At 53.1% G+C, this 18,527-nt stretch carries 17 protein-coding genes; 12 read left to right on the top strand and 5 right to left on the bottom strand.

Features of this window, described 5'->3' with window-relative positions:
- Positions 1 to 55 precede the first annotated feature (55 nt).
- Both ACN06F_RS11345 and leuA read left to right on the top strand, forming a co-directional pair.
- Positions 56 to 940: an ion transporter gene (locus tag ACN06F_RS11345; protein WP_038485652.1), complete on the top strand. Its 885-nt coding sequence runs from the start codon at positions 56 to 58 to the stop codon at positions 938 to 940.
- A gap of 16 nt (positions 941 to 956) precedes the next feature.
- Entirely contained in the window at positions 957 to 2,663 is a 1,707-nt protein-coding gene (gene leuA / locus ACN06F_RS11340; protein ID WP_193085723.1) for a 2-isopropylmalate synthase, read from the top strand.
- A 98-nt stretch (positions 2,664 to 2,761) separates the two neighbouring features.
- On the opposite strand, the gene epmB is transcribed toward leuA, so the two are convergent.
- Entirely contained in the window at positions 2,762 to 3,784 is a 1,023-nt protein-coding gene (epmB, locus tag ACN06F_RS11335) for an EF-P beta-lysylation protein EpmB (protein ID WP_193085724.1), read from the bottom strand.
- Between the two features lie 119 nt (positions 3,785 to 3,903).
- On the opposite strand from epmB, the gene efp reads away from it, so the two are divergent.
- Entirely contained in the window at positions 3,904 to 4,470 is a 567-nt protein-coding gene (efp, locus tag ACN06F_RS11330; RefSeq protein ID WP_038485642.1) for an elongation factor P, read from the top strand.
- Positions 4,471 to 4,621: 151 nt separating this feature from the next.
- Entirely contained in the window at positions 4,622 to 5,602 is a 981-nt protein-coding gene (epmA, locus tag ACN06F_RS11325; RefSeq protein WP_433923917.1) for an EF-P lysine aminoacylase EpmA, read from the top strand.
- 17 nt (positions 5,603 to 5,619) lie between these two features.
- On the opposite strand, the gene asd is transcribed toward epmA, so the two are convergent.
- The 3 genes from asd to rsgA are packed head-to-tail and all read right to left on the bottom strand — an operon-like array spanning position 5,620 to position 8,379.
- On the bottom strand, positions 5,620 to 6,453 hold the full coding sequence (gene asd, locus ACN06F_RS11320) for an archaetidylserine decarboxylase (protein ID WP_433923916.1): 834 nt from the start codon (positions 6,451 to 6,453) through the stop codon (positions 5,620 to 5,622).
- A gap of 10 nt (positions 6,454 to 6,463) precedes the next feature.
- Entirely contained in the window at positions 6,464 to 7,306 is an 843-nt protein-coding gene (locus ACN06F_RS11315; protein ID WP_038485633.1) for a sulfurtransferase, read from the bottom strand.
- Between the two features lie 53 nt (positions 7,307 to 7,359).
- Positions 7,360 to 8,379 carry a small ribosomal subunit biogenesis GTPase RsgA gene (rsgA, locus tag ACN06F_RS11310; protein WP_198349143.1) on the bottom strand — a complete coding sequence of 340 codons (1,020 nt, stop codon included), beginning with the start codon at positions 8,377 to 8,379 and terminating at the stop codon, positions 7,360 to 7,362.
- Between the two features lie 146 nt (positions 8,380 to 8,525).
- On the opposite strand from rsgA, the gene orn reads away from it, so the two are divergent.
- Positions 8,526 to 9,119: an oligoribonuclease gene (gene orn, locus ACN06F_RS11305; RefSeq protein WP_038485627.1), complete on the top strand. Its 594-nt coding sequence runs from the start codon at positions 8,526 to 8,528 to the stop codon at positions 9,117 to 9,119.
- Between the two features lie 18 nt (positions 9,120 to 9,137).
- On the opposite strand, the gene queG is transcribed toward orn, so the two are convergent.
- Positions 9,138 to 10,250 (bottom strand): tRNA epoxyqueuosine(34) reductase QueG, encoded by a 1,113-nt coding sequence (gene queG / locus ACN06F_RS11300; RefSeq protein WP_433923915.1) that lies wholly within the window; start codon positions 10,248 to 10,250, stop codon positions 9,138 to 9,140.
- 95 nt (positions 10,251 to 10,345) lie between these two features.
- On the opposite strand from queG, the gene ACN06F_RS11295 reads away from it, so the two are divergent.
- The 7 genes from ACN06F_RS11295 to hflX all read left to right on the top strand — a co-directional run bounded on the left by ACN06F_RS11295 (position 10,346) and on the right by hflX (position 18,523).
- The gene (locus ACN06F_RS11295) at positions 10,346 to 11,839 is read left to right on the top strand and encodes an NAD(P)H-hydrate dehydratase (RefSeq protein WP_433923914.1); all 1,494 of its coding nucleotides are present in this window, start codon (positions 10,346 to 10,348) and stop codon (positions 11,837 to 11,839) included.
- A gap of 11 nt (positions 11,840 to 11,850) precedes the next feature.
- Positions 11,851 to 12,348, top strand: coding sequence for a tRNA (adenosine(37)-N6)-threonylcarbamoyltransferase complex ATPase subunit type 1 TsaE (tsaE, locus tag ACN06F_RS11290; RefSeq protein WP_038485618.1), 498 nt, complete (start codon positions 11,851 to 11,853; stop codon positions 12,346 to 12,348).
- A gap of 50 nt (positions 12,349 to 12,398) precedes the next feature.
- Positions 12,399 to 13,838, top strand: a complete 1,440-nt coding sequence (locus ACN06F_RS11285; RefSeq protein ID WP_051626579.1) for an N-acetylmuramoyl-L-alanine amidase — start codon at positions 12,399 to 12,401, stop codon at positions 13,836 to 13,838.
- A 22-nt stretch (positions 13,839 to 13,860) separates the two neighbouring features.
- Positions 13,861 to 15,795, top strand: coding sequence for a DNA mismatch repair endonuclease MutL (gene mutL, locus ACN06F_RS11280; RefSeq protein ID WP_433923913.1), 1,935 nt, complete (start codon positions 13,861 to 13,863; stop codon positions 15,793 to 15,795).
- A gap of 42 nt (positions 15,796 to 15,837) precedes the next feature.
- Positions 15,838 to 16,776, top strand: a complete 939-nt coding sequence (miaA, locus tag ACN06F_RS11275) for a tRNA (adenosine(37)-N6)-dimethylallyltransferase MiaA (RefSeq protein WP_231657126.1) — start codon at positions 15,838 to 15,840, stop codon at positions 16,774 to 16,776.
- A 151-nt stretch (positions 16,777 to 16,927) separates the two neighbouring features.
- Positions 16,928 to 17,176 (top strand): RNA chaperone Hfq, encoded by a 249-nt coding sequence (hfq, locus tag ACN06F_RS11270; protein WP_009099947.1) that lies wholly within the window; start codon positions 16,928 to 16,930, stop codon positions 17,174 to 17,176.
- A 36-nt stretch (positions 17,177 to 17,212) separates the two neighbouring features.
- Entirely contained in the window at positions 17,213 to 18,523 is a 1,311-nt protein-coding gene (gene hflX / locus ACN06F_RS11265; protein ID WP_038485605.1) for a ribosome rescue GTPase HflX, read from the top strand.
- The last annotated feature ends 4 nt before the right edge of the window (positions 18,524 to 18,527 follow it).

Below are 18,527 nucleotides of genomic sequence, written 5' to 3'. Positions count from 1 at the left end.
GTACGTGATTTTAGTATAAAGTGATGCCGTTAACCGTTTAGAGACTCCCTGTTCCATGAGTGAACCATTCAATACCTGGCAAGCCCGCTTCGAAAAGCTGCGCTCAAACAAGCTGTTTGAAGGCGCCGTGATTTCCATCATTGTGATTTCTGCCCTGGTAATAGGCGCGAAAACCTATGAGGAAACCTCCCGAATAGAGCAGTGGCTGCTTTATCTTGATATTGCCGTAACCGTGTTCTTTCTGATTGAGATTTTGATCAGAATGGCAGCCGAGCGCAACTTAGTCAGCTTTTTTAAGAAAGGTTGGAATGTTTTCGATTTTCTGATAGTGACCGCTAGCCTTATCCCCATGGACGACTCGGAGATGGTACTGCTGGCACGCTTGCTGCGAATTTTCCGTGTTTTGCGCTTGGTGTCGATGATTCCTGAGCTGCAAATGTTGCTGGGAGCGTTGGTGAAGTCGGTCCCCCGGATGGGCTATGTCGTACTGCTGATGTTTATCATCTTTTATATCTATGCTGCCCTGGGTAGCTTTTTATTCCATAACGTTGACGACTTTTTATGGGGTAACATTTCCGTAGCGATGCTCACGCTGTTTCGCATCGCTACGTTTGAAGATTGGACTGACGTTATGTATGCCACCCAAGAGGTCTATGCTTGGAGTTGGATCTATTATTTGACGTTTATATTTCTTACCGCGTTTATTTTCCTCAATATGATGATTGGTATCGTGCTCGATGTTATGCAAAAGGAGAGTGCGCAGATGGAGTTGGATAGCGGCGAAGGCGACTCAGCTCAATTGCAAGCTCTGCGTAGCGACGTGCATACGTTAAAAGCGCAGCTTGATCGTATGGAGGCTGCCATGGCCCATAAAGGCACTCTATCAGCTTCAAGTGACCAAACCGACCAACCTAATACAGGGTTGCCAAAAACAGATTAACGACAGGAGCGACGTCATGATGTTGTCCGATCCCTCTAAAAAATATCGCCCCTTCGTGGCCGTTGAATTGCCTGACCGCCGTTGGCCTAGTCAGCGTATCGAAATGCCTCCTATATGGTGCAGTGTAGATTTGCGCGATGGCAACCAGTCGTTAATCGACCCCATGGATCAAGAACGCAAACAGCGTTTGTTCGATCTACTGCTGAACGTTGGTTTTAAAGAGATTGAGGTGGGCTTCCCATCGGCATCACAAACTGACTTCGACTTTGTCCGTTCGTTGATTGAGCAGGATAAAATTCCTGATGATGTGACGATTCAAGTGCTGACCCAGGCGCGTCCGCATTTAATTGAACGCACGTTCGAAGCCCTTAAAGGCGCTAAAAACGCCATTGTGCACGTCTACAATGCCACCGACCCGATGTTTCGGCGGGTAGTGTTTAATGTAGATAAAACAGAGTGCGTGCAGATCGCCGTTGATGCCACGGCGCAAATCCGCGATTTAATGGCCGCTAATCCAGAGACTCACTGGACCTTCCAGTACTCGCCTGAGCTATTCACCACCACGGAGATGGACTTTGCGGTGGAAATTGTCGAAGCGGTGATGGATACCTTCGGGCCTAGCATTGATAACCAGATGATCGTTAACTTACCGGCCACCGTCGAAGTCGCAACACCCAATAACTATGCTGATCAAATTGAGTGGTTCTGTCGTCATGTTAAAAAGCGCGACACGCTGATTGTCAGTGTACACCCTCATAATGACCGCGGTACTGGCGTAGCGGCGGCAGAGTTGACGCTAATGGCCGGTGCTGACCGGGTGGAAGGTACGCTTTTTGGCAATGGCGAGCGTACTGGTAATGTGGATATCGTGACGCTTGCGATGAACCTTTATACTCAAGGCGTTCACCCGAACCTGGACTTCTCCAACATTACGCCCATTATGCGCGAGGTCGAGTACTGCAATCAGTTACCCGTCCACCCACGCCATCCCTACGTTGGCGATTTAGTATTTACCGCGTTTTCAGGCTCGCATCAGGATGCGATTAAAAAAGGCATGGCAGATCGTCGTGCTCATCCCGAGGCGCCTTGGGATGTACCCTATTTACCTATTGACCCGCTGGATGTGGGGCGTAGCTATGAAGCAGTAATTCGTGTTAACAGTCAGTCTGGAAAAGGCGGTATTTCCTATCTGCTGGAACAGGAGCACGGCATTGAACTACCGCGTAGGCTGTCGATTGAGTTTAGCCAAGTCGTGCAAGAAGTCGCTGACCGCACTGGGCGCGAAATTACCTCACAAATGATTTACCAGGCGTTTGCTGATGAGTACCTGGAGCAGCATTCGCCGCTGGCGCTGATAAGCCATCGCCTTTCCTCTGAACCAGAAAGCCCAAAAGTTGCGCTTGAAGCGATACTGGAAAGCGGAGGTGAGCGCCAAACAGTAACCGGTGAGGGCAACGGCCCCTTGGCCGCGTTTGTGAAAGCGCTGGTGGCTAGCGGTCAAGAGGTGGAAATAATTGATTACCATGAGCACTCTCGCGGACAAGGGGCCGATGCTGAAGCAATCGCCTATGTTGAGGTGCGCATTGATGGCAAAGCAGTGTTTGGTGTCGGCACCGACGAAAGCATCACCAGCGCGTCAATGAAAGGTGTGCTCAGCGCCATTAACCGTCATCACTCCACCCAAGCGCCGGCTGCCAATGTTACTGCAGAGACGTTAGGGTAAATACCCGATTGAACGTGATCGCTAGCAGACCTATAAGGAGGCGTTGGCCTCCTTATCGTTAGCTAATGTGGTGATGACAGCTAGCATGGTTATGGGAACTACAGCGGCGTCTTACTAGTCTTGCCAGGCACTTCGCGCACTAAGCGTGGCATTAAGAAACCTGGCAAGTGTTCAAGTAACTGCTTAACCAGTGTTTTGGCTTCCTCATCGGGGACGTCAAAATGGGCGGCACCTTGTACGGGGTCGACCACATGCAAATAGTAGGGCAACACTCCCGCTTCAAATAGGCGTTCGGACAGGGTAGCCAACGTGCTGACGCTATCGTTAATTCCGCGTAGTAACACGCTTTGGTTGAGCAGCGTCACACCCGCCTGCTTTAAGCGTGTGCAGGCATCAATGACCGCTTGGTCAATCTCATTGGCGTGGTTAATATGCAGTACCATGACTTTTTGCAAGCGTGTCGCCGCTAGCCAGCCAAGAAGGGCATCATCAACCCGGTCGGGGATCACTACGGGTAGACGTGTATGAATGCGCAGCCGCTTGAGATGCGGAATATTTTCAAGCTGCTCCACCAGCCACGCCAGCTGACGATCGTTGGCGGCCAACGGGTCACCGCCAGAAAGAATCGCTTCATGAAGGGTGGTGTCGGCGCGCAGGTAGTCTAGTGCTTCCTGCCACTGCGCTCTGGAAGGGGAGTTGTCGCTGTAGGGAAAATGGCGTCGGAAGCAGTAGCGGCAGTTGATTGCACAAGCGGGGCTGGCAATTAACAGAACGCGGCCAGCGTACTTATGAATGAGCCCCTTAACAGGCTGATGCTCTGCTTCTTCTAGCGGGTCGGTGACGTAACCTTGCGGTGTTGAGGCTTCATCGCTTACCGGCAGTACTTGGCGGAGCAGAGGGTCATTGGGGTCGTTGGGGGCAATGCGCGTAAGATAGGCGTCGGGAACACAGATCTCAAACAGCTGGTGCCCAGTAGCAGCACCAGGTAGCCAGCTGTCGTCCAAGTTTAAGCGCTTGCACAAAGTGGCTGGGTCGCGAATCGCTTGGGAAAGCTGCCGCTGCCATGACGCGTATATCTGGGTAGACGGGCGCTTATCAGCGATAATAATGTTCTCCTGCAAAAAAGCCCTCCTTCGGGTTATCATGCGCGCACTTATTAGACGACGCTTACAACGACATTATCAACGGCGAAGCATGGCTTCGCGCACTATGTTACTGAAATAAAACACTGAGAGGCATCATGGCGAACTATTCTACCAATGAATTCAAAGGCGGTTTGAAAGTAATGCTCGACGGCGATCCTTGTTCTATCGTCGAGAACGAACTGGTCAAGCCAGGCAAGGGGCAGGCATTTAATCGCGTTAAGCTACGCAACCTGATGACTGGCCGTGTTGGCGAGCGTACTTTCAAATCCGGTGACTCACTGGAAGGTGCCGATGTCATGGATTTGGAGATGGAATATCTCTACACCGACGGCGACATGTGGTATTTCATGAAGACGGATGGCTCTTTTGAGCAGTATGCCGTTGAAAAGAAAGCGTTGGGCGATACTGAGAAATGGCTCAAGGAGCAGGTGCCTTATATTATTACGCTTTGGAACGATAAAGCGATTTCCGTTACACCACCCAACTTCATTGAACTGGAAGTGGTTGAGACGGACCCAGGTTTGAAAGGTGACACTGCCCAGGGTGGTTCTAAGCCTGCCACACTTTCATCAGGTGCGGTTGTGCGCGTACCGTTGTTTATCAACCAGGGTGAAGTGCTGAAGATTGATACGCGCTCTGGCGACTATGTTTCTCGAGCATAAGTGTTTCTCGAGCATAAGTGTTTCTCGTGCCTAAGCGTTTTTCAAACATAAGCGCTGCCGAGTGACCGGTAGTTAGTTAGCCGCGAAAGCATCTACTTTATAAAGCCACGTGATGACCATGCGTGGCTTTATAGCATTGGAGGGGACGTAAATGACGGCTAGCTGGCAGCCAACGGCAAGTATCGAAACGTTGCGCGAGCGTGCGCGCTTACTCGCTGGGGTGCGTGCATTTTTCGCTGAGCGGGGTGTGCTGGAGGTGGAAACACCGATACTGGGGCAGGGTGGCAGCACCGATGTGCACTTAGTCTCGCTCGCTAGCTTGGCGCGTACGGATAAAGGCCAGCGTAGGCTTTGGCTGCAAACGTCGCCCGAGTTTCATATGAAGCGCCTGCTGGCCGCAGGTAGTGGGCCGATATTTCAACTAGCTAAAAGTTTTCGTGATGGTGAAATTGGCAGCCGCCATAATATTGAATTCACTATGCTTGAGTGGTACCGCCCAGGGTTTACCCTGGCACAGCTGATTGATGAGACGACCACGCTGGTTGCTAACGTGCTGCCGAGTTTTGCAGGCCCTGTGGTGCACTATCGTTACCGTGAGCTGTTTCATACCTACTTAGCGGTAGACCCCTTCACGACGTCTATTGAGACATTGCGTACTTTGGCTGCAGAGCGTGGCCAGATGTCGGCAAATGCGCTAACAGAAGAGAGTCGCGATACTTGTCTCGACCTGTTAATGAGCATGGTAATTGAACCAACGCTTGGCCAAAACGAACTGAGTGTTGTGTTGGATTATCCTGCCAGCCAAGCGGCCTTGGCGCGCCGCCATCAAGACGCAGATGGTGAGTGGGTCGCTTCTCGCTTTGAGCTTTATCTCAATGGTGTTGAACTGGCGAATGGCTATGATGAGCTGATTGATGCTGAGGAGCAGCGGCTGCGTTTCAGTGAAGATAATGCTGAGCGTCGCCGTTTAGGTTTACCTGAGGTGGATGTTGATGAGCAATTGCTAGCAGCGCTAGACCATGGAATGCCAGAAAGCGCTGGGGTGGCATTGGGCATAGATCGGCTTATTCAGCTGGCGCTGGGTAAAGCACGCCTGGAAGACGTGCTTACATTTTCAACAGCTAATTGTTAGCACTAATTTCTCGCGTTTTAAGGCTCGCCCAGTGTTTGGCCCATTTGTACCTTGGCGCCTAGCGGATTATCTTCAAAAGTCACCGGCTTGGCAAAGCACATCACCACCGTTGAGCCCAGTTTGAAGCGGCCCATTTCAGCGCCTTTTTCAAGCGTGATGGGTTGCCCGAAACGCATGCGCTGAGGGTGGTCTGAAAGCGGCGTCACTTGGCCTGCCCAGACAGTCTCGATCGCCGCGACGATCATTGCACCTACCAATACCATGGCCATTGGGCCGTGCTGGGTATCGAAAATACACACCAATCGCTCGTTACGCGCAAACAGCCCTGGCACGTAGTTAGCGGTTGCTTGGTTGACCGAGAAGAGCCGCCCTGGCACATAAATCATCTCGCGCAGTGTGCCTGTAACCGGCATATGTACGCGGTGGTAATCTCGAGGAGAGAGGTAAACAGTCGCAAAACTGCCGCCCATAAACTCTTCGGCTAGCGCGCTGTCGCCACCTAGCAGGGTTTGGGCAGAAAACGTGTGGCCTTTCGCTTGTACTAACTGACCTGCCTGTAAACGCCCGAACTGTGACAGGGTGCCATCAGCAGGGCTTAGCAGGCCCTCTCCCAATGGACGAGCATCGGCTTTCAAAGCGCGGGTGAAAAAGTCATTAAACGTTGCATAAGCGGTGGGGTCTGGCTCCAGCGCTTGGCTCATGTCCACATTAAAACGTTTGATAAACGCCTTAATTAACTTGTTCTTCACCGCGGGAGCATCGCACTGGGCAAGCTTACCTGTTAAACGCGAAAGCGCATGGTGGGGGAGCGGGTACTGAATTAGGGAAAACGCTTTTTGGGAAACAGTCACAGTCGTATTTTCACTTCTCAATCGGTGTATCGTCGCGGTTGCCCCATTCGCCCCAAGAGCCCGCATAACCACGTATATTAAAGCCCAGCGCTTTACCGACTAGCCATGTGAAGCTGCTGCGATGATGGCTTTGGCAGTGAGTAGCAATTTCCATTTCGGGCGTTAGGCCGAGCGCGCCTAGTTCGGTCATTAGCTCAGCGTAATCGCGGATACGAAGTGCGCGATTGCGATCCATAGCATTGAGCCAGTCCATGTTGACCGCTCCCGGAATATGACCAAGGTGCTTATTGTTGCCTTTTTCACCATCAAACTCGCCTTTAGAGCGAGCATCCCAAACGGCGAACTGCTTATCTGCGAGCTTTTGTTTGATTTCATCGCAGGTGATTAAGGCGTGCGGGTTTAAGATCTCCGCTCGGTACTCACTTGGTGTTGGGGCGGTGGATTCAGTGCTTTCTGCCAAGCCGGAATCTCTCCAGGCATGGATGCCGCCATTCAAATACGAGTAACGGGTGTGGCCGATTAGTTCCAGTGTCCATAGCAGTCGTGCCGCCCAGCCACCGCCCTCGTCATCATAAGCGACGACGTGAGTATCCCGGGTTAGGCCAAGTGCGCTGAACAGGCGTGAGAGAAATTCAGTGCTCGGCACATCGTTGGGTACCGGTCCTTCGCCACGCATTAGGTAGCGAAAATCAAGGTAAATAGCACCCGGTACATGACCTTGGCGATAGCTATCGCCATTTACTGGTACATCGATAATCAGCAGCTGTGGATTATCCAGGTGTTCTTGAAGCTGCTCGGGCTCAACAATCAGCGGCAGTAGGTTGGTTTCCGATGAATGGCTAGCGGTGCTCATTGACAGCTCCCTATGCTTAGCAATTGATATATCAGGCATCAAGCTAATAAAAATTATGCGTTTAAGCTATCGAGAATGCGCCGATAGCTGGCAAAACGTTCTGGATGGATCTTGCCTGCCTCGACTGCTTCAAGTAAAGCGCAGCCTGGCTCGTTGCGGTGGCGGCAATCTCGGAAGCGGCAATGGCCAATGAACGGATGAAACTCAATAAATCCATCGGTAACTTCCTGCTCATCAAGATGGATTAAGCCAAACTCGCGAATACCCGGTGAGTCAATAAGCTCACCGTCAGCCACTTCGTCACTACTCATCGCATAAAGCCGAGCGGTAGTGGTGGTGTGGGTGCCTTTACGCGAATCTTCTGACAGAGCGCCAATACGCAAAGTTTCATCGGGTAGCAGAAGATCAATCAGTGATGATTTGCCCACGCCACTTTGACCGACAAACACAGATGTTCGCCCTTCAAGCTGCTGGCGTAGATCATCTAAGCCAGCTTCATTAGCAGTGGTGGTGCGCACCACGGTGTAGCCCAGAGAGTGGTAGCGCTCAAGCAGTTCTCCCAGTTTGCCACCATCTTCTGGCAGCAAGTCGGTTTTGTTGAGCACCAGCACGGGGGCAATACCTGTTGCTTCGGCAGCGACCAAATAACGGTCAATCAAATTGGGGTGAGGAGCGGGCTCTACCGCAAAGACGATCAGCAATTGATCGATGTTGGCCGCCACAGGCTTAAGCTGGCCCCGCGGGTCTGGGCGCTTTAGCACGCTGTCGCGCTCCTCGCGGGCCACGACGACGCCAGAGCCGTCCTGGCCTGCTCGCCAAATCACCCGGTCGCCGGTGACTAAGCCATCTAGGTTGGCGCGAAGGTGGCAACGCACGGGCGTACCATCGGCATCGCGCACTTCTAGTGTTCGCCCGAAGTGAGCCATAACTCGGCCTGGTTGTTCGGCACCATATTCGCCAGCGGCAAGTTTTTCAGCGTCTTTCACATCGCGCTTTTCAGCACGTTGGGCACGTTCCGCTTGGACTTTATCGACTCGCCACTGTTGCTGGCGACTTAATTTACGTTTGCTCATGACCACCTGATGCTCGGTACAATAGTGGCATTGTACTCACCTGGGCAGTCTACTGTCCTGTATTGGGTGCTGGTTAAGGCAATATAAGCCACACTTTAACTCTAATCGCCGTATTAAGTGGCGGTACTGGCCAAGGAATGAATGTAATGAGCGAGCAAACAGCTGACAACGCCACCCCGCGAGATGATTTGCTAGTGTGGATAGACTTGGAAATGACCGGTCTGGATCCAAACAAAGAGCGCATCATTGAAGTGGCCACATTGATTACCGATGCCGATTTAAACGTCGTAGCGGAAGGGCCGGTGATTGCGGTGAAGCAGCCTGATAGCCAGCTGGCACAAATGGATGACTGGAATCAGAAGACCCACGGGGAGAGTGGTCTGGTTGCGCGCGTCAAAGCGAGCACTGTGACTACCGCTGAGGCCGAGCAGCAAACGCTCGATTTTCTTCGCCACTATGTGGTCTCTGGCTCATCGCCTATGTGTGGCAATAGCATTCACCAGGATCGGCGTTTCCTTGAGCGTGAAATGCCGGATCTTTGGGCGTTTTTCCATTACCGTAATTTGGACGTGTCGACCGTTAAGGAGTTGGCAAAACGCTGGAATCCAGGTGCCTTAGCAGGATTTAAAAAGCAGAATGTCCATCTGGCAATGGATGACATCAAGGAGTCGATTGCCGAGTTGGTTCACTATCGCAGTACGTTCTTACGCCTCGAAACGGTAACAGATGAAGAGGAGTAAGGTAGTTTAGAAAAGTGGCTAAGCGCCGTCAGTGGCAATTTTCGCCCCGCGCTTGAGGCGCTGCTCCTCAAGCGCCCAAGCCACGTGCTCACGCACTAAACTGCTGGGATAGGCTCTTCTTGCCCACAAGGCTGCCTCTACCGCGCGACTCCAGGGAGCATTGCCCAGGCCGATGGCGAGATTACGCAGCCAGCGTTCGTAGCCAACACGCCGGATGGGGCTGCCTGCTGTTTTATCCAAAAATTCGTCTTCGCCCCAGGCAAACAGGCTAAGGAGGTCGGCGCGGTCAAGGTCATGGCGCGGCGCAAAGTCATCTTCCTGGGTAACGCGGGTGAAGCGAGTGAAAGGACACACCAACTGGCAGTCGTCGCAACCGTAAATACGGTTGCCCATGGCGCGGCGAAACTCCGTGGGTATCGCGCCATGCAGTTCAATAGTGAGATAAGAAATGCATTTGCGCGAGTCGACGACCTTGTCATCTACAATGGCACCGGTTGGGCAGGCGGTTCGACAGGCGCTACAGCTGCCACAGTGTTCCTGAGTAAACGGTGCATCGATAGGCAGCGGCAAGTCGGTATACAGCTCGCCGAGGAAAAAAAGCGAGCCCGCTTTGGGGTTAAGTAACATGGCATTTTTACCAAACCAACCAAGGCCTGCTTTTTGCGCTAAGGCACGCTCCATAACGGGCGCTGAGTCGACAAATGCGCGATAACCAAACGCGCCGACTTGCTGCTCGATTTTTTTAGCTAGTTGCGCCAAACGTTTGCGCATTAATTTATGATAGTCGCGCCCCAGTGCGTAGCGTGAAACATAGGCACGGCTAGGTTGGCCCAGCACTTTTGTACTTTCTACTTCCGCGGGTAAGTAGTCCATGCGCACGCTGATAACTCGCTGGGTGCCAGGTTCAAGCTCCTCCGGGCGGGTGCGCTTGGTACCATGTTTCGCCATAAAGCTCATGTCACCGTGGTGACCTTTTTCAAGCCAAGCATCTAGGTGTTTTTCATGAGCTGCTAGCTGAGTGTCTGTAATACCTACTTGCTGAAAACCTAACTCTCGACCCCATGTTTTGATTAGGGCTGCAAGACGCGTTAAGTCATCATCAGATAGTGAAAAGGTGGTGGAGTTTTGCATGGTAAATCAACGGTAGCGCGTTAAGCGCGCTATGCTAACGCATAAGTGGTTATCAACCTACTAGCGCTCAACTGTCACCAGATTAAGGAGAGATCGTGCCCACGTTAAGTACTTCCTCGCTACGCCCCCTTTATACAGCGGCTCAAGTGCGCGAGCTTGATCGGCGTACGATTGCCGGCGGCATTGAAAGTTTTGCCTTGATGCAGCGAGCAGCCTCCAGTGCATGGCACAGTTTCCGCTCCCGCTGGCCGCATGCACGAAGCGTGACAGTGCTTTGTGGTAGCGGTAATAACGGGGGTGATGGCCATGTGCTTGCGGCGTTGGCCATGCAGTCCGGGCTTAAAGTACAGCGCATCTCACTCAGGCCTTTCGAGGCGTTGACGGGGGATGTTGCTCGCGCTGCCGAGCTGGCATCGGCGGCGGGCGTTGGTTTGGACCAGTGGCAGTCAAGTACCACCTTGGTTGGTGAAGTGATTGTTGATGCACTGCTCGGTACCGGGCTATCGGGTGATGTTGCCGGAGAAATAAGGCCGGTGATTGAAGCGATCAATACGTCGCATCAACCGGTATTGGCGTTGGATATTCCCTCTGGCATCTCGGCAGACACGGGTGCCGTCATGGGGCTGGCCGTCAATGCGGCCTGCACGGTGACGTTTATAGGCGACAAAATTGGCCTGCATACTGGCGATGCACCTGCTTATACCGGCGAAATTGACTTCCGTCCGTTAGGTGTCAAGGCGCAAGCGTTTTTTGATATACCGCCCAGCGCATGGCGTTTGGACGATGAGCTTTTGGGTGAGGTGTTCACGCCGCGCTCCCGTATCAGCCATAAAGGTGATCTGGGGCATGTCGTGGTAATGGGAGGTGCACCAGGGTTTGGTGGTGCGGCGTTGCTCGCTTCTCAAGCGGCCGCGCGTTTAGGCGCCGGTAAGGTCAGCTTGGCAACGGCACCTGAGCATGTGACTGCTAGTTTGATGCGCTGCCCTGAGGTAATGGCCCATGGTGTTCGCGGTGGCGCCGATGCAGGCCAATTGCCTTCCCAGGCAGATGTAATCGTTGTTGGGCCGGGGCTGGGGCAAGAGGCCTGGGGGCAAGCGATACTGCAGAGTGCCTTGAAATTAGATGTGCCATTAATTGTTGATGCGGACGCACTCAACCTGTTGGCCAGCCGCTGGCCTGATGAGCGTCGTAATAATTGGGTATTAACACCGCACCCAGGTGAGGCGGCTCGGTTGCTAGGCTGTTCCGTCGCGGATGTTCAAGCAGATCGTCCAGCGGCTGCCCGAGCCTTACAGCGAGCGCGGGGCGGCGTCGTAATTTTAAAGGGGGCGGGTAGCTTAGTGGCTGGCCCCAGCGGGTTAGTAATCTGCCCCTATGGCAATCCTGGTATGGCCAGCGGCGGCATGGGGGATGTGCTGAGCGGTATGCTAGGTACACTGGTTGCTCAGAACGACAATATGGAGCGTGGAGCGTGGCTTGGGGTGATGGTGCATGCGCTGGCCGGCGATGAAGCGGCTAAAGCAACGGGTGAACGTGGCTTGCTGGCAAGTGATCTGGCATCCTATGTACGAGTGTTAATTAACCCGTGAAGGCGGCCTACATGCAAGTGCAATTGAATAATGAAGTGTCTCACGTTGCCTTTGGTGAGGCATTAGGGCAGGCGCTGCAAGGTCACGGGCGTGTTTATTTAGAGGGCGACTTAGGCGCAGGAAAAACAACATTGACGCGTGGTATATTGCGAGCTTATGGCTACCAGGGGGCGGTTAAAAGCCCTACTTATACTCTGGTAGAACCCTACGAACTGGGGGCGCAGCGCATTTATCATTTAGATCTGTATCGTTTAGCAGATCCTGAAGAGCTTGAGTTTATCGGCGGACGAGATGTGCTTGCCGATGACGCGCTCTGTTTAATTGAGTGGCCGAGCCGAGGTGAAGGTTGGCTCCCCGCGCCTGATTTGCGAGTGACGCTGGAGGTAGCTGATCCTGGTCGCTTGGTTACGCTAACCGCAGAAACTGACTTGGGTGAACGGGTGATCAGCGAGATGGTTAGCAAGCATGGCAGTGAACAGCTTGAAAGTGGTGTGATTCAATGGCTATAAACAGCGCACTAAACTATCTGGCACGCGGTGTGTCGTTTGGCTGTGTTCTTATGGTGGCAGGCGTGTCATCGCTGCAAGCGGCAACGGTAGAGAGCATGCGGTTGTGGGCGGCTCCTGATCATGCGCGTTTGGTGTTTGATTTGACGGCAGCAGCAAACGCTAATGTATTTTCCCTTGAGAACCCGTCGCGGTTGGTCATTGATCTTGATGAAAGCTACCTAGACACCGATGTGTCTACGCTGCCATTGGATGGGAGCGCTATTGATGAAGTACGAACGGGTGTTCGGGACGGCGGTGGACTTCGTGTTGTTCTGGAGCTTAACCGTGAAATATCCCCACGTCACTTTGCATTGCCACCCAACGACCAGTATGGGCATCGCTTGGTGGTCGATCTTGAGTACCCGGGCGAGAGCGCGGTTGAAAACCCTATTGATCCCATCGAGGCGATGATTCGTGACCAAGAAATCCTTGCTCAAAGAGCTAATGCTCAGGCTCGGGCACAGGGGCAGTCACAGGGGCAAGTGGTAGCTGAAGAGGTGGTGTCGCCAGCGGTAGAGCCAACGACTACCGCGGTTCAGCCAGCTCAACCGCATCCGCAACGGGATATTATTATTGCTGTTGATGCTGGGCATGGCGGCGAAGATCCTGGCGCAATAGGTCCTTCTGGAACACGCGAGAAAGATGTAGTGCTGGAGATTGCACGACGTCTTGCCGCAGAGGTAAACGGTACGCGCGGCTTTAAAGCGGTACTCATTCGCGATGGTGATTACTACTTGGGTCTTCGTCAGCGTACCCAGCTTGCTCGGGATCAAAAAGCAGACTTTTTTGTATCGATACATGCCGACGCATTTACGAGTCCGCGGCCCCAGGGGAGCTCTGTTTACGCACTTTCCCAGCGAGGTGCAACGTCTGAAACTGCTCAATGGCTGGCTGATAGCGAAAACCGCTCTGACTTGATTGGTGGTGTTGATGGCAACCTTTCATTGCGCGACAAAGATCAAGTACTGCGAGGTGTGTTGCTAGACCTCACGATGACGGCAACGTTAAACGATTCGCTATCGATTGGTGGCCAAGTGCTCGACCAACTAGGTCGTATCAACCGTCTCCATAAGTCTCGTGTTGAACAAGCGGGTTTCATGGTGTTGAAATCGCCCGATATTCCATCGCTACTTATCGAGGTTGGCTTTATTTCTAACCCTGATGAAGAGCGTCGCCTGCGGGATCCGGTCCATCAACGTGGGTTATCAACGGCTATTTTCAATGGTTTGCGTGATCACTTCGAGCGTAATCCGCCGCCAGCAAGTCTATTGGCATGGCAGCGCGACAATCAGCGTCGTCCGAGCGGTAACGAGTACCGTATTCAGTCGGGAGATACATTGTCAGCTATTGCCGTGCGCCATGGTGTGCCAGTGAATCAACTGAAGCAGGCCAACGATATTAACGGTGACGTTATCCGTGTTGGTCAAGTGCTGCGCATCCCACGTTCATGATTATAGGTTTCCGAGGTGACGGTTGTCTGAATTGATCTCTTCGCCAACGCGCATTCATGTGCTTGATCCTCGTTTGGCAAACCAAATTGCCGCGGGGGAAGTTGTCGAGCGCCCTTCGTCAGTGACGAAAGAGCTGATAGAGAACGCCATTGATGCTGGTAGCCAGCGAATTGAAGTAGAGATAGAGCAAGGTGGCGCTCGGCTTATTAAAGTGCGCGACGATGGCATTGGTATTGGTGAGCAGGATTTGCCTCTGGCGCTTGCTCGTCATGCGACCAGCAAAATCAATAGCCTGGAAGATTTAGAGGGTGTGAGTTCGCTGGGGTTTCGTGGTGAGGCGCTGGCCTCGATCAGCTCTGTCTCGCGACTGGAGCTGATCTCTAATGCCGAAGAGGACCCCCGCCAAGGGTGGCGAGTCGTCGCTGAGGGGCGTGGTATGGAGGCGCGGGTCACGCCTGCGCCACACCCCCGTGGTACCAGTGTCGCGGTACGGGATCTGTTTTTTAATACCCCCGCGCGGCGCAAATTTTTACGCACCGAAAAAACAGAATTTGCCCATGTTGAAGAAGCTTTTCGTCGCCAGGCGTTATCACGTTACGACGTAGCTTGGGTGCTGCGCCATAATCAGAAAGTGGTGCATCAATTGCCACCAGGGGTGACGCCAGCCGCACGCGAGCGGCGCATTGCTTCGCTATTGGGTAAAAACTTTATTGAGCATGCTCGCTACATTGAACGTGAAGCGGGTGGGTTGCGTATTAGTGGCTGGGTCGGCTTGCCCACGTACTCTCGTTCTCAGGCGGATCAGCAATACTTTTTTGTCAATGGCCGCGTCGTTCGTGATCGTTTGGTTGCCCATGCTGTTCGTCAGGCTTATCGCGACGTGTTGTATAACGGTCGTCATCCGGTGTTTGTGCTTTACCTGGAACTTGATCCTGATGTCGTCGACGTCAACGTACATCCAACGAAGCATGAAGTGCGGTTTCGCGATGGTCGGATGGTGCACGACTTCCTTTACTCTAGCCTGCACCATTGTCTTGCTTCTTCTAAGCCTGCTGAAGAAGAACAGAGCACCGCTTGTGGGCATGAAGGTGAAGTAGCAGAGGTAGGTGCTGCGGGCAACACTAATGAGGCCGACGTTCAAACGCCGACTCCCCGTTGGCAGCAGCAAGGCATGGCGCTATCAGACTCACCTGAGCGCCACCCTGGGGCAGAGCGAGTGCGTCGTTTTATGCAGGGCTACCAAGCGCTGCATCCGGATCATGAAGAGTCGCTATTAACGCCGCAGCCAAGCGCGCCAAGCATTAATACATCAAAAGCGACAGAAGTGCGTGAGGTTACGCAGGCGATGCCTGAGCATGATGCAACCACGGCGCCGCCGTTGGGCTTTGCGCTAGGGCAGTTGCACGGTGTTTATATTTTGGCCCAAAACGCGCAGGGGTTGGTGCTTGTAGACATGCACGCTGCTCACGAGCGAATTGTTTATGAACGCATGAAAAACCAACTGGCCGCAGCCGATGGGATTGATACACAGCCGCTGCTGGTGCCAGTTTCCCTGGCCGCCAGTCGCGCCGAAGTGGCAACCGCCGAAAGTGAGCGCGATGCCATTGCCCAGTTAGGCGTTGAGCTAGATGTGGCGGGTCCAGAAACTTTGCTAGTCCGGCAATTGCCAGCTCTTTTGGCTCAGGCAGATCCAGAGACCCTGATACGTCAAATGCTCGAAGAGCTGTCGCGGTTTGGCCGAACTCATCAGGTTGAAGCACGCATTCATGAGTTGCTGTCGACCATGGCATGCCATGGTAGTGTCCGTGCAAATAGACGCTTAACCATTGATGAAATGAACGCTTTGCTGCGAGATATGGAGCGCACTGAGCGAAGCGACCAGTGCAATCATGGCCGTCCAACGTGGACGCAAATGAGTATGAAAGCACTCGACCGCCTGTTCTTACGTGGACAATAGCTGCGTGGTTAGTTAAGACAACGAAGGGAGTGCTAAGAGCAGATGGTTGACACACGCCCCTGGGCGATTTTTCTAATGGGGCCCACGGCAGCTGGTAAAACCGACACGGCGATGGCTCTGCATGAGCGTTTGGGGCATGAGCTGATCAGCGTCGACTCAGCGATGGTATATCGCGGGATGGATATTGGCAGTGCTAAGCCGAGTGCTGCCGAGTTGGCGCGTGCGCCGCATCGTTTGATTGATATTCGTGATCCGTCTGAGCCGTATTCAGCCGCTGATTTTCGGGAAGACGCGCTGCAGGAGATGCGGCAAATCAGCGCGGCAGGCAGCGTGCCATTATTGGTTGGCGGGACGATGCTCTACTTTAAGCGTCTGGTGGAAGGCGTTGCTAACTTGCCTGCCGCAGACACCGCCATACGTCAACGGTTGGAAGCTGTTCGGCAGAATGAAGGGTTGGCAGCGCTTCATCGTATGCTGGCTGAAGTGGATGCCGATTCAGCGCAGCGCATACATCCCAATGATCCACAGCGCTTAATGCGCGCGCTTGAAGTATATTATGTAAGTGGGCGTCCTATGAGTGAGCTATGGGCGGAACAGCAGCCAGAAACCTTTCCCTGGCGGGTGATGTCGATAGCGTTAGCCCCCAGTGATCGCCAATTGCTACACAACCGCATTGCGGTGCGCTTCAAAACAATGTTGGCTGAGGGCTTGATAGATGAAGTAGCCGCCCTCAAACAACGATCTGACATTCATCTTGGCTTGCCAGCAATGAAGAGTGTTGGCTATCGTCAAGTATGGGAGCACTTAGACGGTAAGTACGACGAAAACGAGTTGATTGAACGTGGCGTGATAGCAACTCGCCAGCTCGCTAAGCGGCAGCTTACGTGGTTAAGAAGTTGGCCGTCGCTTACGTGGGTAGACTCACAGCAGCCTGACGTACTGGATAAGGTGCTGAAATTCGTGCGTGAAAGCGGTGCTTAGCGTAAGATAGTGATTTCGTAAGCAAGTGTTTTCGAGTGGCCGGCTGGCTCTTTTGACAACCCCAGGCCTTTCGGGCAACAAGATTGCGGCGCAGCACCAGTAGGGCGCGCCATTTATAACCAACCCCAACGACAGTTTTAGGGAGAGCAACATGTCCAAAGGGCAGTCCCTTCAAGACCCGTACCTGAACATTTTGCGCAAGGAGCGCATTCCGGTCTCTATTTTCCTGGTGAACGGCATTAAATTGCAGGGCCAGATTGAATCATTTGACCAGTTTGTCATTTTATTGCGCAATACCGTCAGTCAGATGGTTTATAAACACGCTATTTCCACGGTAGTGCCTTCGCGCAACGTGCGTTTGCCGGCACAAGATCCAGCCGCGCCCGACGCGGACATCTAACACCGTTGGATAGCTAGAGAGTCCACGAGGTATTGATTGTTTTTTGAGCGCCCAGATGCCGGTGAAACGGCAGTACTTGTTCACGTTGACTTTCATGATGAGCAAGCACGTGAAGACCCGGGTGAGTTCTTAGAGCTCGTGCGCTCTGCTGGCGCAGAGCCCGCGACATTACTCACTGCTAGCCGACAGCGCCCTGACTCCCGAACGTTTATCGGGTCAGGCAAGTTGGAGGAGCTGCGAGCACTGCTCGCAGCTCACCAAGCAGAACTGGTGATCTTCAACCATAGCTTAAGTCCCTCCCAAGAGCGCAACCTTGAGCATGAGCTCAAGTGTCGAGTGCTTGATCGTACCGGTTTAATACTCGATATTTTTGCGCAGCGGGCACGAACCCATGAGGGTAAGCTGCAGGTAGAGCTTGCCCAGCTTGAATATATGTCCACTCGCCTAGTGCGCGGTTGGACCCACTTAGAGCGTCAGAAGGGCGGTATCGGTTTGCGCGGCCCTGGTGAAACGCAGTTAGAAACCGACCGTCGTTTGCTGCGCGGGCGCATTAAGTCGATTCATAAACGGCTCGATAAAGTACGCAGCCAGCGCGACCAGAACCGCCGCGCACGTTCACGTGCCGAGATTCACAGCGTTTCATTAGTTGGCTATACCAATGCCGGTAAATCGACGCTGTTTAACGCGCTTACCAATGCTGAGGTATACGCAGCTGACCAGCTATTTGCCACGCTTGACCCGACACTTCGTCGTCTCGAAATTGCAGACGTTGGCCCTGTGGTGATGGCCGATACAGTTGGTTTTATTCGCCATCTGCCTCACAAGTTGGTTGAAGCTTTCCGAGCAACGCTTCAAGAGGCTGCGGAAGCCTCGCTGTTGGTGCATGTAATAGATGCTGCTGATCCTGATCGTGATGCCAACGTTGAGCAAGTCGATCGTGTACTCAAAGAGATAGGCGCTGATAGCGTGCCTGTTCTCAAGGTCATGAATAAAATCGACCGTCTTGATAGTGCACCGCGAATTGAGCGCGATGGCCACGGCGTTCCTGAGGTTGTGTGGCTCTCAGCTCAGCAAGGGCAAGGCCTTGATTTGCTGCATGAGGCGCTAACCGAACGTTTAGCAAATGATGTTATTGGCTTTTCGCTTACACTGTCTCCGGAGCAGGGTAAGCTGCGTGCTGGTCTACATGAGTTGAACGCAGTTCGAGAAGAATATTTTGATGAGCAAGGACAGTCTGTTTTAGACGTGCGCTTGCCTAGACGTGATTTCAATCAGCTCATGGCTCAACTTGGTGAGCGTGCTAATACCTATTTACCCGTCGCTTTACGCGAAATTGACGAGTGGTAGTCAC

This window comes from Vreelandella sp. 21 (assembly GCF_050995515.1).
Taxonomy (GTDB): Bacteria; Pseudomonadota; Gammaproteobacteria; order Pseudomonadales; family Halomonadaceae; genus Vreelandella; species Vreelandella alkaliphila.
The sequence above is the reverse complement of the archived record's forward strand: the minus strand, read 5'-3'. Positions and strand labels throughout refer to the sequence as shown.

Bases quoted from the DNA above. Each gene is read 5' to 3' on its own strand.
- ACN06F_RS11345 (WP_038485652.1), top strand. From the start codon at position 56: ATGAGTGAACCATTCAATACCTGGCAAGCCCGCTTCGAAAAGCTGCGC.
- leuA (WP_193085723.1), top strand. From the start codon at position 957: ATGATGTTGTCCGATCCCTCTAAAAAATATCGCCCCTTCGTGGCCGTT.
- efp (WP_038485642.1), top strand. From the start codon at position 3,904: ATGGCGAACTATTCTACCAATGAATTCAAAGGCGGTTTGAAAGTAATG.
- epmA (WP_433923917.1), top strand. From the start codon at position 4,622: ATGACGGCTAGCTGGCAGCCAACGGCAAGTATCGAAACGTTGCGCGAG.
- ACN06F_RS11315 (WP_038485633.1), bottom strand. From the start codon at position 7,306: ATGAGCACCGCTAGCCATTCATCGGAAACCAACCTACTGCCGCTGATT.
- rsgA (WP_198349143.1), bottom strand. From the start codon at position 8,379: ATGAGCAAACGTAAATTAAGTCGCCAGCAACAGTGGCGAGTCGATAAA.
- orn (WP_038485627.1), top strand. From the start codon at position 8,526: ATGAGCGAGCAAACAGCTGACAACGCCACCCCGCGAGATGATTTGCTA.
- queG (WP_433923915.1), bottom strand. From the start codon at position 10,250: ATGCAAAACTCCACCACCTTTTCACTATCTGATGATGACTTAACGCGT.
- tsaE (WP_038485618.1), top strand. From the start codon at position 11,851: ATGCAAGTGCAATTGAATAATGAAGTGTCTCACGTTGCCTTTGGTGAG.
- ACN06F_RS11285 (WP_051626579.1), top strand. From the start codon at position 12,399: ATGGTGGCAGGCGTGTCATCGCTGCAAGCGGCAACGGTAGAGAGCATG.
- miaA (WP_231657126.1), top strand. From the start codon at position 15,838: ATGGTTGACACACGCCCCTGGGCGATTTTTCTAATGGGGCCCACGGCA.
- hfq (WP_009099947.1), top strand. From the start codon at position 16,928: ATGTCCAAAGGGCAGTCCCTTCAAGACCCGTACCTGAACATTTTGCGC.